The organism is Micromonospora sp. DT227, assembly GCF_049841835.1.
Taxonomy (GTDB): domain Bacteria; phylum Actinomycetota; class Actinomycetes; order Mycobacteriales; family Micromonosporaceae; genus Micromonospora.
Genome location: NZ_JBNCLA010000006.1, coordinates 184,895 through 199,837, shown reverse-complemented (window position 1 = coordinate 199,837; position 14,943 = coordinate 184,895). Strand labels below are relative to the sequence as shown.

12 protein-coding genes are annotated in these 14,943 nt (G+C 72.4%); 11 read left to right on the top strand and 1 reads right to left on the bottom strand.

Translation table 11 applies throughout. The features are described 5' to 3' along the window. Window positions 1–90: 90 nt before the first annotated feature. The 10 genes from ACLQ2W_RS21565 (at window position 91) to ACLQ2W_RS21520 (ending at window position 12,099) form a co-directional block, all read left to right on the top strand. The gene (locus ACLQ2W_RS21565; RefSeq protein ID WP_199199704.1) at window positions 91–471 is read left to right on the top strand and encodes a YccF domain-containing protein; all 381 of its coding nucleotides are present in this window, start codon (window positions 91–93) and stop codon (window positions 469–471) included. A 152-nt stretch (window positions 472–623) separates the two neighbouring features. Next, window positions 624–1,394 (top strand): FkbM family methyltransferase, encoded by a 771-nt coding sequence (locus ACLQ2W_RS21560; RefSeq protein ID WP_425788044.1) that lies wholly within the window; start codon window positions 624–626, stop codon window positions 1,392–1,394. A gap of 225 nt (window positions 1,395–1,619) precedes the next feature. Beyond that, the gene (locus tag ACLQ2W_RS21555; protein ID WP_425788042.1) at window positions 1,620–2,621 is read left to right on the top strand and encodes a LacI family DNA-binding transcriptional regulator; all 1,002 of its coding nucleotides are present in this window, start codon (window positions 1,620–1,622) and stop codon (window positions 2,619–2,621) included. A gap of 122 nt (window positions 2,622–2,743) precedes the next feature. Beyond that, complete coding sequence (locus tag ACLQ2W_RS21550) at window positions 2,744–4,423, top strand: ABC transporter substrate-binding protein (RefSeq protein WP_425788040.1); 1,680 nt, start codon at window positions 2,744–2,746, stop codon at window positions 4,421–4,423. Between the two features lie 88 nt (window positions 4,424–4,511). Beyond that, window positions 4,512–5,630 carry an ABC transporter ATP-binding protein gene (locus ACLQ2W_RS21545; RefSeq protein WP_425788038.1) on the top strand — a complete coding sequence of 373 codons (1,119 nt, stop codon included), beginning with the start codon at window positions 4,512–4,514 and terminating at the stop codon, window positions 5,628–5,630. Next, window positions 5,627–6,604 carry an ABC transporter permease gene (locus ACLQ2W_RS21540; RefSeq protein ID WP_281941130.1) on the top strand — a complete coding sequence of 326 codons (978 nt, stop codon included), beginning with the start codon at window positions 5,627–5,629 and terminating at the stop codon, window positions 6,602–6,604. Before ACLQ2W_RS21545 ends, ACLQ2W_RS21540 begins: the two co-directional genes overlap by 4 nt. 3 nt (window positions 6,605–6,607) lie before the next feature. Next, the gene (locus ACLQ2W_RS21535; RefSeq protein WP_425788035.1) at window positions 6,608–7,642 is read left to right on the top strand and encodes an ABC transporter permease; all 1,035 of its coding nucleotides are present in this window, start codon (window positions 6,608–6,610) and stop codon (window positions 7,640–7,642) included. Continuing rightward, window positions 7,639–8,646, top strand: coding sequence for an ABC transporter ATP-binding protein (locus tag ACLQ2W_RS21530; protein WP_425788033.1), 1,008 nt, complete (start codon window positions 7,639–7,641; stop codon window positions 8,644–8,646). Before ACLQ2W_RS21535 ends, ACLQ2W_RS21530 begins: the two co-directional genes overlap by 4 nt. Before the next feature lie 34 nt (window positions 8,647–8,680). Beyond that, window positions 8,681–10,090 (top strand): GH1 family beta-glucosidase, encoded by a 1,410-nt coding sequence (locus tag ACLQ2W_RS21525; protein ID WP_425788031.1) that lies wholly within the window; start codon window positions 8,681–8,683, stop codon window positions 10,088–10,090. A gap of 125 nt (window positions 10,091–10,215) precedes the next feature. After that, a complete protein-coding gene (locus ACLQ2W_RS21520; protein WP_425788029.1) occupies window positions 10,216–12,099 on the top strand; it encodes a ricin-type beta-trefoil lectin domain protein in 1,884 nt (627 codons plus the stop codon). A gap of 108 nt (window positions 12,100–12,207) precedes the next feature. On the opposite strand, the gene ACLQ2W_RS21515 is transcribed toward ACLQ2W_RS21520, so the two are convergent. Then, window positions 12,208–13,449, bottom strand: coding sequence for an ROK family transcriptional regulator (locus ACLQ2W_RS21515; RefSeq protein ID WP_425788027.1), 1,242 nt, complete (start codon window positions 13,447–13,449; stop codon window positions 12,208–12,210). A gap of 117 nt (window positions 13,450–13,566) precedes the next feature. Between ACLQ2W_RS21515 and ACLQ2W_RS21510 the strand changes: the two genes are divergently transcribed. Further along, window positions 13,567–14,928, top strand: a complete 1,362-nt coding sequence (locus ACLQ2W_RS21510) for a glycosyl hydrolase family 18 protein (RefSeq protein ID WP_425788025.1) — start codon at window positions 13,567–13,569, stop codon at window positions 14,926–14,928. Window positions 14,929–14,943: the final 15 nt, after the last annotated feature.

The following is a 14,943-nucleotide window of genomic DNA, read 5'->3' as shown; positions in this document are numbered from 1 at the left end:
TCTCCGCGCGGCCGACCGGGCCGCGACCCGACGGTAACCCGATCCCCGCCGCGGTTCGGGCCGGTTGCCGGCGGCAGGCACCATGGAGTGGTGATCCGCTTCCTGCTGAACCTGTTGTGGCTCGTCTTCGGCGGCGGCATCGTCCTGGCCCTGGGCTACGGCGTGGCCGCCCTGATCTGCTTCGTCCTGGTCGTCACCATCCCGTTCGGCGTGGCCTCGCTGCGCCTGGCCTCGTACGCGCTGTGGCCGTTCGGGCGCACGCTCGTGCCGAAGCCGGGCGCCGGCGTCCCGTCCGGGCTGGCGAACGTGCTCTGGGTGCTGCTGGCCGGCTGGTGGCTCGCCCTGTCGCACATCCTCGCCGGGGTCGCGCTCTGCGTGACGATCATCGGTATCCCGTTCGGGGTGGCCAACTTCAAGCTGGTCCCGGCCGCGCTCTGGCCGCTCGGCCAGGAGGTCGTCGAGACGCCCTGAGCGGGCTGTCCCCGCCCGCCCGCCGGGCGGCACCCGTTCCTGTGTGCGCCGCCGACGGGTCACACCCGCTACGGCATCCTAGGAGGATAGTGTGATCGGTGGAACGACCGAATGCCGCTCGTGTTCCGGCACGGGTGACTACGGTCGGTGAGGTGGGGGGTCGGGACGGGGTGCTCGAGGCGCTCAAGGCGGATCCGGCGCTGGCCGGACTGCGCCGTTCGCTGGACTTCTACCACGGTGACCGGGCCCGCGAGGCCGCGCTGGACGCGTTCTACGCGCCGCTGGTGCGCGCCGGCGACCTGGTCCTCGACATCGGCGCGCACGTGGGTGACCGGCTGGCCAGCTTCCGTCGGCTCGGCGCCCGGGTGGTGGCCGTGGAGCCGCAACCGCTCTGCGCACGGGTGCTGCGCGCCCTGCACGCGGGCGACGAGGCGGTCACCGTGGTGGAGGCGGCCTGCGGGCGGACCACCGGACCGGTGCGGCTGCACGTGAACTCCGCCAACCCGACCGTCTCCACCGCCTCCCCCGGCTTCGTCCGGGCCGCCGGGCAGGCCGCCGGCTGGGCGGGTGAGACCTGGGACGCCGAGATCGAGGTGGCCGGCACCACCATGGACGCGCTCATCGCCGCGCACGGCGTGCCGGCGTTCGTCAAGATCGACGTGGAGGGTTTCGAGGACGCGGTGCTGGCCGGGCTGAGCCGGCCGGTGCCGGCCCTGTCGTTCGAGTTCACCACCATCGCGCGGGACCTGGCCGGGCGCTGCCTGGACCGGCTCACCGCGCTGGGCTTCACCGGGTTCGCCGTGGCGCTCGGCGACGAGATGGGATTCGCGCTGCCCGGCTGGCGGTCGGCCGCCGAGGTGGCGGCGTACCTGTGCGCGGTGCCGCACGAGGCGAACGCCGGCGACGTGTACGCGCGGAGCTGACGTCGGTCCACATCGGACCACCGCTCCGACATCACATCGACGCTGCTCACCGGCTTGATCCACGCATCCGCTGCCCTGCCGCTTTTTTCAGGGCTCGAACTTAGCTGTGTTTTGTTATCTGGCCGTTATTGACGTGACCGGCGGCACTTCGGTTGACTGCCACGGAACCGCTACCGCAACCGGTTCCGAAACATTCCGCTCACCCCTGCGACCCGGGAGCGTCACGTGCCGATCACCATCGCCGACGTCGCCACCCGGGCCGGGGTGAGCAAGACGACCGTCTCGCGCGTGCTCAACGGCAAGGGTGAGGTGCACATCCGCACCGCCGACCGGGTCCGCGCCGTGATCAGCGACCTCGGTTACGTGCCCAGCGCCCGCGCGGTCGGCCTGGCCCGGGGGCGTACCCGGGTGGTCGGCATGCTGGTGCCGGCGCTGACCTGGCCGTGGATGGGCGAGGTGCTCCAGGGCGCGGCCGACGCGGTCGAGGCCGAGGGCTACGGCATGCTGCTGTTCACCTGCACCCACGGCGACGAGTCGATGCGTCGCTTCGCCTCCCAGGTCTCCGCGAAGTCCTTCGACGGCCTGCTCGTGGTCGAACCCGAGGGCACCCTGGACTACATCACCGGGCTGCACCGCCGCGGCCTGCCGGTGATCCTGATCGACGACCGCGGTCACCAGCCCGGCTTCCCGTCCGTGCGGACCACCAACGAGGCCGGCGCGCGGGCCGCCGCCGCGCACCTGCTGTCGCTCGGACGCCGACGACCGCTCGTCATCACCGGCCTGCGCCGGTTCGGCTGCACCCGGGAACGGCTCGCCGGCTTCGCCGGCGGCTACGCGGACGCCGGCGTACCCATCGAGCCGGCGCGGGTGGTGGAGGGCGACTTCACGTTCGAGTGCGGGCGCGCGGCGGTGCGGCGGCTGCTCGCCGACGGCGTGCCGTTCGACGCGGTCTTCGCGCACAACGACCTCTCCGCCGCCGGCGCGCTCCAGGCGCTGCGCGACGCCGGCCGCCGCGTCCCCCAGGACGTGGCGGTGGTCGGCTTCGACGACCTGCCGCTGGCCGGGCACACCCACCCGCCGCTCAGCTCGGTGCACCAGCCGCTCAGGGAGATGGGCGCGGCCGCCGCCCGGCTCCTCATCGCCCACCTCACCGGCACGCCGCTGCCGGACACCCCGACCGTCATCCCCACCGGCTTCGCCGCCCGCGCCTCCACCCGCGTCACCTGAGCAGTCACCCCCGCCGAACCCGGCGACCACACCGGCGGGCCCGCCCGCCGGTGGCACCACCGCACACCCTCCATCCACCACATCCCGCCCGAGGACATGCGGGACCACCGAGGGAGACCTCCATGAGAAGAAGGCACCTCCTCGCCGTCGCGCTGGCCGGCGCGATGGTCACCACCACGGTCGCCGCGTGCGGCGACAGCCCGAACGCGAACAAGAAGAGCGGCCAGGCCGCGACCGTGCTGAACGTCGGCATGCCCAACGGCCCGCAGGCGGAGAACAACAACCCGTTCCTGACCACCTCGGCCGCGGCGTCGCTGGGCTACCGCTGGCAGATCTACGAGCCGCTGATGATGTGGAACCCGGTCAAGCCGGCGGACCCGTTCAAGCCGTGGCTGGCCACCAAGGCCGAGTGGTCGCCGGACTACAAGTCCGTGAAGGTGACCGTCCGCGACAACGCCACCTGGTCGGACGGGCAGAAGGTCACCGCCGAGGACGTGGCGTTCACCTACAACCTGGTCAAGAAGTTCCCGGCGCTCAACGACCAGGGCGTGCCGTACACGGACGCGGTCGCGACCGGCAACGACGTCACCATCTCGATGTCCAGCCCGCAGTTCGTCAACCAGCAGAAGGTGCTGTGGCGGGTGCCGATCGTGCCCAAGCACCTCTGGGAGAAGATCGCCGACCCGACCACCGACCCGGTGAAGCAGCCGGTCGGCAGCGGGCCGTACACGCTCAAGTCGTTCACGCCGGCCACCACCACGCTGACCGTGCGGGACAAGGGCTACTGGCAGGACGCGCCGAAGGTGAAGGAGCTGCGTTTCACCTCGTACACCGACAACAGCGCGCAGACCACCGCGCTGGCCAACGGCGAGTCGGAGTGGAGCTTCGTCTTCATCCCCAACTACCAGACCGTGTTCGTGGCCAAGGACCAGAAGAACCACAAGGTGTGGGCGCCGCCGGTGCTGGGCATCCACGGCCTCTACCTGAACACCACGAAGAAGCCGTTCGACGACCCGACGCTGCGTAAGGCGATGAACATGGTCGTCGACCGGGCGGACATCTTCACCACCGCCGAGGCCGCGTACTTCCACCCCGAGGTGAAGAGCGTGACCGGGCTGCCCAGCCCGGCCGGGGACCCGTTCATCGCGGCGGAGTACAAGGGCCAGGAGCACAAGGTCGACGTCGAGGGCGCCAAGGCGCTGCTCACCGGCGCGGGCTACAAGCTCGACGGCACCACGCTCAAGGACAAGGGCGGCAAGCCGGTGACGATCAAGTTGACCGACCCGGCCGGCTGGTCCGACTACCAGACCAGCCTGGAGATCGTGAAGGACAACCTGTCCAAGATCGGCATCGCGGCGACCATCGACAAGGCCAACCAGGACGCCTGGTTCCGCAACGTGGAGCAGGGCAACTTCGACGCCACGTTCCGGTGGACCGAGAGCGGCGCGACGCCGTACGACATCTACCGGACGATCATGGACGGCCGGGTGCTCAAGCCGGTCGGGACCGCCTCGCCGGCCGGCAACTTCGGCCGCTTCGACGACAAGGCGGCGACCGACGCGCTGATCGCGTACGCCAACGCCACCGACGACGCCGCCCGCACCACCGCGCTCGCCACGCTCCAGAAGATCTTCGTCGAGCAGGTGCCGATGATCCCGGTCGGCGCGGACAACATCGGCGGCGCGTACAGCGTGAAGAACTGGACCGGCTGGCCGGACGACTCGAACCCGTACGGCGCGCTCCAGCCCACCCAGCCCAACGCGGTGGACGTGGTGCTGCACCTCAAGCCGACCGCCGGCTGACCCGGCGTCGTCTCCCCGGCCGGCGCGCCCGCCGGCCGGGGAGACGGTGCCCGCCCCTCACCCCGGCAACCCCAGACAGGAATGCGGCATGACGACGACCGAGAGCGCCCCGGCGCCGGCCGACGAGGTGGTGCTGGAGGCCGTCGGCCTGACCAAGCACTTCCCGGTCCGCCGGCGGCTGCGCGACCTCCTCTCCCGGACCTCGGCGGTGGTGCACGCCGTCGACGACGTCTCGATCGCGCTGCGCCGCGGCCGGGTGACCGCGCTGGTCGGCGAGTCCGGCTCCGGCAAGTCCACGGTGGCGCGGCTGCTGGCCCAGCTCTATCCGCGCACCGCCGGCGACATCCGGCTGCACGGCGTCCCGACCCGGGTCCGCGGCGGCCGGCGCTTCCGGGCGTACGTGCGCCGGGTGCAGTTGATCCTCCAGGACCCGTTCGCCTCGTTGAACCCGGTGCACACCGTGCGCTACCACCTCACCCGGTCGCTGCGCATCCACGGCAACGCCGGCGACGGCGCGGACGGGCTGGAGAAGGCCCTCGCCGACCTGCTCACCCGGGTCAGCCTCACCCCGCCCGAGCGCTACCTCGACGCGTTCCCGCACGAGCTGTCCGGCGGCCAGCGCCAACGCGTCGCCATCGCCCGGGCGCTCGGCGCGGACCCGGAGGTGCTGCTCGCCGACGAACCGGTCTCCATGCTGGACGTCTCGATCCGCCTCGGCGTGCTCAACCTGCTCCAGGACCTCAAGGATCGACTGAACCTGGCCATCCTCTACATCACCCACGACATCGCCTCGGCCCGCTACTTCGCCGACGAGACGATCGTCATGTACGCCGGGCGGATGGTCGAGGGCGGCGACAGCGAGACGGTCACCCAGCGGCCGGCGCACCCGTACACCCGGTTGTTGATCGATTCGGCGCCGGACCCGGAGCGGATCACCGGCGGGGGCGGTGTCGCGGCGGCCGGGCCGGACCACGGTGAGCCGCCGAGCCTGATCCGCCCGCCGGCCGGCTGCCGGTTCCACCCGCGCTGCCCGCACGCCATGCCCCGGTGCGCCACCGACCTGCCGCCGCCGATCCCGATCGACGACCGGCCCGGGCACTGGGCGGCCTGCTGGCTGTTCGACCCGGCCACCGTCGCCGAGGAGGGAACCGGAACCGCCGAGGCGACCGAGAAGGCCGGCACCGCCGGGCGGGAGGCAGCCCGATGAGGTTCCTGCTGCAACGGGTGGCCTTCTACCTGTTCACCGCCTGGGCGGCGATCACGCTCAACTTCTTCATCCCGCGGATCGTGCCGGGCGACCCGGTGCAGTCGTTGATCTCCCGTAACCAGGGTCGGATCAGCGCCGACGCGATCGCCTCGCTGCGGGTGCTGTTCGGGCTGGACTCCGACCGCAACCTGTGGGAGCAGTACGTCGCCTACTGGGGGCAGCTCCTGCACGGCGACCTGGGCCTGTCGTTCACGTTCTTCCCGGCGCCGGTGTCGGAGGTGATCGGGAGCAGCCTGCCGTGGACGGTCGGTCTGGTCGGCGTCACCACGGTGGTCAGCTTCCTGCTCGGCACCGCGCTGGGCGTGGGCGCCGGCTGGCGGCGCGGCTCGTGGATCGACGGGCTGCTGCCGGCCACCACGTTCCTCTCCTCGATCCCCTACTTCTGGCTGGGTCTGGTGGCGATCGCGTTGTTCGCCGGGCCGGGCAGCTTCTTCCCCTCCTCCGGCGGCTACGAGCCGGGGCTGGTGCCGGCGTTCGACGCGTACTTCATCCCGAGCGCGCTCCAGCACAGCATCCTGCCCGCGGCGACCATCCTGGTCTCCTCGATGAGCGGCTGGATCCTCAGCATGCGCAACATGATGGTCACCGTGGCCAGCGAGGACTACATCACGGTGGCGCACGCCAAGGGGCTCTCCGAGCGTCGGGTGGCGCTCAGTTACGCCGCGCGCAACGCGTTGCTGCCCAACGTCTCCGGCTTCGCGTTGTCGCTGGGCTTCATCGTCGGCGGCACGCTGCTGGTGGAGATCGTCTTCTCCTATCCGGGCCTGGGGTTCCAGCTCTTCCAGGCCGTCGGCAGCAAGGACTACCCGCTCATGCAGGGCATCTTCCTGATCATCACGATCTCGGTGCTGGTGGCGAACCTGCTCGCCGACGTCGCGTACCTGCTCCTCGACCCGCGGACCCGAAAGAGCTGAGCGATGACAATCTCCCCGTCGAGCATCGAGCAGGTCATCCCCGGCCAGGGCGCGATGGCGCAGCCGTCGGCCCGGGCCCGGCGCCGCCGGTTCCGCTTCGTGGCCAACGCCAAGGCCGCGACCGGCCTGGCCCTCCTCGGCGTGTACGTGCTGCTGGCGGTGATCGGGCCGTGGATCGCGCCGTACGACCCGGACGCGCGAGGCGCGGACGTGCTCCAGGCGCCGTCGACCCGGCACTGGTTCGGCACCACCCACCTCGGGCAGGACATCTTCAGCCAGATCCTGGTGGGCGCGCGCAGCGTGATGGTGGTGGGCATGATCGCCGGCGTGCTGGCCACCATCCTGTCCGTGCTGATCGGGGTGACCGCCGGCTACCTGGGCGGCGCGGCCGACGAGGGTCTCTCCGCGCTGTCCAACGTGTTCCTGGTGATCCCGGCGCTGCCGCTGATCATCATCGTGGCGTCGCTCGTCGACCAGGCCGGTGACCTGCTGGTCGCGCTGATCATCGGGCTCACCTCGTGGGCGTGGGGCGCCCGGGTGCTGCGCGCCCAGACGCTGTCGTTGCGCCGCCGCGACTACGTCGAGGCGGCGCGGGCCAACGGCGAGCGGACCTGGCGGATCATCGGCTTCGAGGTGCTGCCGAACCTGACCGCGATCATCGCCTCCGGCTTCGTCGGCACGGTGATCTTCGCGGTGATGTCGGAGATCACCCTGGCGTTCATCGGCATCTCGTCGGTCAGCTCCTGGAACTGGGGCACCATCCTGTTCTGGGCCCAGGGCCAGCAGGCGCTCGCACAGGGCGCGTGGTGGTGGTTCGTGCCGGCCGGGCTGGCCATCGCGCTGCTCGGCACCGCGCTCGCGCTGATCAACTTCGGCATCGACGAGTTCGTCAGCCCCCGGCTGCGCACCGGCGGCCGGACCCGGATCCGCACCGCGGACGGCCGCACGGTGCGGATGCGGGTGGGGTTCACCCCGGTGCTGGCCCCGACGGCGGCCCCCGTCCCGATGCCCGACACCCGAGAGGACCAGACCCGATGAGCGACCAGGTGCTGGAGATCCGGGGGCTGTGCGTCGACTACGGCGTCGGCGCGGACGCGGTGCGGGCGGTCCGCGACGTGGACCTGACGTTGCACCGCGGCGAGGTGCTCGGCCTGGCCGGGGAGAGCGGCAGCGGCAAGTCCACCCTGGCGTACGGGCTGACCCGGCTGCTGCCGCCGCCCGGCGTGGTCAGCGGCGGCCAGGTGATCTACCACCCGACCGACGGCCCACCGGTGGACGTGCTCACGCTGAGCCCCGCCCGGCTGCGCGAGTTCCGCTGGGCGGAGACGTCGATCGTGTTCCAGGGCGCGATGAACTCGCTCAACCCGGTGCACCGGGTCTCCACCCAGCTCCTCGACGTGATCAAGGCGCACGAGCCGAAGAGCACCACGGCCGGCCGGCTGGCCCGCGCGAAGGACCTGCTGCGGCTGGTCGGCATCGCCGCCGACCGGCTGGACAGCTACCCGCACCAGCTCTCCGGCGGCATGCGGCAACGCGTCATGATCGCCATGGCGCTGGCGCTGGAGCCGCAACTGGTCATCATGGACGAGCCGACCACCGCGCTGGACGTGGTGATGCAGCGGCAGATCCTCGGCCAGCTCAGCGAGCTGCGCGAGCGGCTCGGCTTCGCGGTGCTGTTCATCACCCACGACCTGTCGCTGCTGGTGGAGTTCTCCGACCGGATCGCCATCATGTACGGCGGCCGGATCGTCGAGGAGGCGCCCGCGGCCCGGTTGTACGCCGAGCCGCTGCACCCGTACACCGAGGGGTTGCTGCACTCGTTCCCGGCGCTGCACGGGCCGCGCCGGGAGCTGACCGGCATCCCCGGCTCCCCGCCGGACCTGCGCGCCATGCCGGCCGGCTGCGCGTTCCACCCGCGCTGCCCGAAGGCGTTCGCGCCGTGCGACGAGCGCCTGCCGGTGCTGGGCCCACCCGGTGTCGACGATCCGACCCGGGCCGTCGCGTGCTGGCTGCACCCGGCCGTCGCCCCCTTGCCCCGCTGAGAAGTCCGAGCCCACCGCTACCGCGAGGAGAACCATGGACACCGACCTCAACCGCCCGAGCGTCGATCAGGCCGACCCGATCGACACGCTGCCGCCGACCTTCCGGTGGGGGGTGGCGACGTCGTCGTACCAGATCGAGGGCGCGGTGGCCGAGGACGGTCGCACGCCGTCGATCTGGGACACCTTCTGCCGGGTCCCCGGGGCGGTGGCCAACGCCGACCACGGCGACGTGGCCTGCGACCACTACCACCGGATGCCGCAGGACGTGGCGCTCATCGCCGACCTGGGGCTGGACACGTACCGGTTCTCGGTGGCCTGGCCGCGGGTGCAGCCGGGCGGGCGCGGGCCGACCAACGCGGCCGGGTTGGGCTTCTACGACCGGCTGGTGGACGAGCTGCTCGGCCGCGGCGTGGACCCGTGGGTGACGCTCTACCACTGGGACCTGCCGCAGGAGCTGGAGGACGCCGGCGGCTGGCCGAACCGGGACACCGCGTACCGCTTCGCCGACTACGCGGAGCTGGTCTTCGCCGCGCTCGGCGACCGGGTCCGCACCTGGACCACGCTGAACGAGCCGTGGTGCTCGGCGATGCTCGGGTACGCCTACGGCGACCACGCCCCCGGCCGGCGGAACCTGGGCGACGGCATCGCCGCCGCGCACCACCTGCTGCTCGGGCACGGGCTGGCCAGCCAGCGGCTGCGCGCGTCCGCACAGACGCCGATCGAGCTGGGGCTGACCGTGAACCTGTCCACCGCCGACCCGGCGACCGACAGCGCGGCGGACCGGGACGCGGCGCGCGCGGCGGACGGGCTGGGCAACCGGCTCTACCTGGACCCGGTGCTGCGCGGGTCGTACCCGCAGGACGTGATCGACGACCTGGCCGCCGAGGGGGTGCGGATCCCGGTCGAGGACGGGGATCTGGACGTCATCGCCACCCCGATCGACGTGCTGGGCGTGAACTACTACTTCGGGCAGCTGCACTCCGGCGTGGACGAGCAGGGCCGGGAGCGCGACGACGACGGCCGGCCGGTGCGCCGGGTGGTCCGCCGGGACCTGCCGCGCACCGCGATGGACTGGGAGATCGTCCCGGAGTCCTTCACCGACCTGCTGGTGCGGCTGCACCGCGACTACCCGGGCGTGCCGATGGTGATCACCGAGAACGGCGCGGCGTTCGACGACGAGCCGGACGCGGAGGGGTTCGTGGCCGACGACGACCGGGTCGGCTACCTGACCGAGCACCTGCGGGCGGTGGCCCGGGCCCGGCAGGCGGGCGCGGACGTGCGGGGCTACTTCGCCTGGTCGCTGCTTGACAACTTCGAGTGGGCGTACGGCTACGACAAGCGGTTCGGCATCGTCCGGGTGGACTACGACACCCAGCGCCGCACCCCGAAGCGCAGCGCGCTGTGGTACCGCGACACCGTCCGGCGGGCGCGCGAGCGGCGCTGATCCGGCGTGCGGGGCGGCCGAGCGGGAGCTTCCCGGGCGGCCGCCCCTTTCTTTCACGTCTTGACATAAGCCCGGAACAACGGTTCGCTCATTCGCGGATGTCTATTCATCCGGAAGGAGCACCCGTGTCCCCCACCACCGTTGCCCGCCTCGCCGGCCGCGTCGCCCTGACGCTCTGCCTCACCGCCGGCGCCCTCGTCCCCACCACCGCCGCCCACGCCGCCGGTGAACGCGTCGACGTCTGGCTCACCACCACCTCCGACAGCGGCGGCCGGACCGTCACCCGTGGGCTGCAACAGCAGAGCCCACTCGCCTTCGCCGCCACCAGCCCCGGCGCCACGCACACCATCACCGTCGACGAGAACACCCGCTACCAGCCGTTCGAGGGCGCCGGCGCGTCCATCACCGACACCACCGCGTACCTGCTGCGCGGCGGCCCGATCAGCGCGGCCACCCGGGACGCGGTGATGCGCAAGCTGTTCAGCCCCACCGACGGGATCGGGCTGTCGTTCGTCCGCAACCCGGTCGGCGCGTCCGACCTGTCCCGGCCCGGCAACGTGTCCCTCGACGACACCTGCTGCGACCTCAACGACTTCGGCGCGAACGGCTATGACACGAACGTCGAGCTGCTCACCGCGCAGGCCCGCCAGCTCAATCCGGCGCTGCGGGTGATGGTGGTGCCGTGGAGCGCGCCCGGCTGGATGAAGGACAACGGCCGGATGGACCAGATGGGCTGGCTGAAGTGGGAGCACTACGCCACCTACGCGCAGTACCTGGTCCGGACGCTTCAGGCGTACGCGGCGCGCGGCGTCACCGTCGACTACCTCTCGGTGCAGAACGAGCCGAACTGCTGCCAGGCCGGCAACCCCACCGCGATGGACTACCCCGGCATGAGCTGGAACGCCTCCGGCCTGACGGAGCTGACCAAGAACTTCGTCTACCCGGCGTTGCGCGCCGCCGGGATCAACACGAAGGTGCTGGTGCACGACTGGAACTACGGCGACTACGGCACCATCGGCTCCGGGCTGCTCGCCGACAGCACGGTCCGCACCGACCCGCTCTTCGGCGGCATCGCCTGGCACGGCTACTTCGGCGACCCGGCGGTCGGCAGCCAGGTGCGCGCGCAGTACCCGGCGGTGCCGCAGTTCAGCACCGAGCACTCCGGCGGCACCTGGATCACCAACCAGCACAACGAGGACATGGCCGACATCGTGAACTACGCCCGGAACTGGAGCCGCAGCGTGGTGAAGTGGAGCCTCGCGGTCAACCAGAACATGGGCCCGCACAACGGCGGCTGCGGCACCTGCACCGGCCTGATCACCGTGCAGGAGGGCGGCGCCCGGGCCGGCCAGGTCGACTACACCGTCGAGTACTACACCACCGGGCACCTGACCAGGTTCGTCCGGCCCGGGGCGACCCGGATCGACTCCACCGCCAACGGCACGGTGCAGAACGTGGCGTACCGCAACCCGGACGGCTCCAAGGCGCTGCTGGCGCACAACGGCGGCACGTCCGCGCAGTCGGTCCGGGTGGTGTGGGGCGGGCAGTCCTTCAGCTACCCGCTGCCGGCCCGTACCACCGCCACGTTCACCTGGTCCGGCACCCAGTCCGGTGGCGGCGCGACGCCGACCGGCCCGGTCACCGGCATCGGCGGAAAGTGCCTGGACGCCACCGACAACACCAGCGCCGACGGCACGCCGGTGCAGATCTGGAGCTGCACCGGGGCGGCCAACCAGCGCTGGACCCGGGCCGCCGACGGGACGCTGCGCGCGCTCGGCAAGTGCCTCGACGTGGCCGGCGGCGGCACCGCCGACGGCACGAGGGTGCAGCTCTGGACCTGCAACGGCAGCGCCGCCCAGCAGTGGACCGCGACCGCCGGGCGGGACCTGGTGAACCCGCAGGCGGACAAGTGCCTCGACGTCACCGGCAACACGTCCGCCGACGGGGCGAAGACGCAGGTGTGGAGCTGCACCGGCGGCGCCAACCAGAAGTGGACCCTGCCGTCCTGATCCCCCGGGCGGCCGGGCCGGTGGCGACGCCGGTCCGGCCGCTGCCGCGGGTGACGCCGGTCCGGCCGCCGCCCGGTGCGGCCGGCCCGGCGTGGTCGGCGCGGCCGGTCAGCGTTCCCGCGACCGCCGCGCCGGGGCCGGCCGGGCGGCCGGCTCGCGGCGCACGCCGCCGTCGCGCAGCAGCCGGGCCATCGGCAGGGTGGCCGCGCCCATCGCGACCGCGTCCGGTCCGAGCCGGCACAGCTCGACCGAGGTCTGCGCGTACGGCTGGCGCAGCGCGTGCCGCGCGGTCGCCTCGCGGATCGCCGGCAGATGGCGCTCGCCCAGCGCCAGCCCGGCCCAGCCGCCCAGCACCACCCGCTCCGGGTTGAACAGGTTCACCAGGTTGGCCAGGCCGGCGCCGAGGTAGCCGACCGTCTCGTCGATCACCGTGGCGGCGGTGCGGCTGCCGGCGCGCAGCAGCTCACCGAACGCGCTCTCCTCGTCCCCGCCGGGCGCCGGGCGGCCCCGGTTGGCCCGCCGGAACCGGTCGAGCACCCCCTCCGCCCCGACGTACGCCTCGAGGCAGCCGAGGTTGCCGCAGCGGCAGCGCCGGCCCCCGTACACGATGGTGGTGTGGCCCCACTCGCCGGCGCTGCTGTGCGCGCCGCGGTAGCCGACGCCGTCGGCGACCACGCAGGCCCCGACGCCGGAGCCGACCAGGACGACCACCGCGTGCCGGACGCCCCGGCCGGCGCCGAACCACATCTCGGCCTGGCCGAGCGTCTTGGCGCCGTTGTCGATGTGCACCGGCACGTCGGTGCCGGCGCGCAGCATCGCGCCGAGCGGGACGCCGTCCCAGCCGAGCGTCTGCGCGTGCACCACCGCGTCGGCGGCGCGCTCGACCGTGCCGGAGACGGCGACGCCGAAGCCGAGCACCGCGGCCGGGTCGACGCCCGCCTGCTCGGTCACCGCGGCGAGGCCGTGCAGCAGGTGCGTGGCGACCTGTCCCGGGTCGGGCTCGGCGGTGGCGATCGGGTACTCCGCCTTGGCCAGCGCGGTCATGGTCAGGTCGAACAGCTCGACCTGCACCCGGGTCTCGCCCACGTCGGCGCCGACCAGGTAGCCGTGGCCGGGGGCGACCCGCAGCAGCACCCGGGGGCGACCGCCGTCGGACTCCACCGAGCCGGCCTCCTCGACCAGCCCTTCGGTGATCATCTCGCCGACCAGGTTGCTCACGCTGGCCAGGCTCAACGCGGTGGACTGGCCCAGCTCGTGCCGGCTGAGCGGGCCGTCCAGCCAGATCCGGGTGAGCAGGACCGACCGGTTGGCCCGGCGCATGTCGCGCACCGTGGTGCGTCTGGCGTCCACGTCCGCCGCCGTCCTTCCTACATTTCACGTCCTGAACGAAGTGCTGACAGACTACTGCGCATTTACACTTAACAAAGTTAACTGATAACCTCCGCCGCATCGATGAGGAGGTATGTCATGCGACTCGGACGTGGGACGACCGCTCTGCTCGGTGGCGTCGCGCTGCTCGCCGCCACCGTGGCCCTGCCCGCCGCCGGCGGCTTCGCCGCCGCCGCGAACCCCACCGCGCTGGTGGCCTGCGACGCGCCGGCCTGGGCCGAGGGCGTCACCTGGACCGCCGGCAGCCGGGCCAGCTACGCCGGCCGGCTCTACCAGGCGTTGGTCACGCACACCCCGCCGGTCGGCGCGGGCTGGACGCCGGCCGCCGTACCGGCGCTCTGGACCGACCTCGGCGCCTGCACCGGCGGCACACCGTCACCCAGCCCGACCACCCGGCCACCGTCGCCCACGCCCAGCCCCACCGTGTCCCCCTCCCCCACCCGGACCCCCACGCCGACCCCGACCGCGACGTCCACGCCGGGCGGTGACACCTGCGCGCTGCGGTCCCGGCCGACCGGCAAGGTGCTCCAGGGCTACTGGGAGAACTGGGACGGCGCGGCCAACGGCGTGCACCCCGGACTCGGCTGGATCCCGGTCACCGACGCCCGGATCACCGGTCACGGCTACAACGTGGTCACCGCCGCGTTCCCGGTCATCCGCGCCGACGGCACCGTGCTCTGGGAGGACGGCATGGACGCCGGCGTGAAGGTGCCCACCCCGGCGCAGGTCTGCCAGGCCAAGGCCGCCGGCCTGACCGTGCTGCTCTCCATCGGCGGCGCCGCCGCCGGCATCGACCTCAGCTCCGCCGCCGTCGCCGACCGGTTCGTCGCGACCGTGGTGCCGATCCTCAAACGGCACAACTTCGACGGCATCGACATCGACATCGAGACCGGGCTGACCGGCAGCGGGAACATCAACCAGCTCTCGCCGTCGCAGGCCAACCTGATCCGGATCATCGACGGGGTGCTGGCCCAGATGCCGGCCGGTTTCGGGCTCACCATGGCGCCGGAGACCGCGTACGTCACCGGCGGCAGCGTCACCTACGGCTCGATCTGGGGCGCGTACCTGCCGATCGTCAGGAAGTACGCCGACAACGGCCGGCTCTGGTGGCTGAACATGCAGTACTACAACGGCTCCATGTACGGCTGCGCCGGTGACTCGTACCCGGCCGGCACCGTGCAGGGCTTCACCGTGCAGACGCAGTGCCTGAACAACGGGCTCACCGTCCAGGGCGTCACCATCCGCGTCCCGTACGACAAGCAGGTCCCCGGCCTGCCGGCGCAGCCCGGCGCGGGCGGTGGCTACCTGAGCCCGTCGCTGGTCAGCCAGGCCTGGACCTCTGTGCCGGGACTCAAGGGCCTGATGACCTGGTCGATCAACTGGGACGGGTCGAAGGGCTGGACGTTCGGCGACAACATCCGGGCGCTCCAGGGCCGCTGAGCCGGTCCGGGGCCC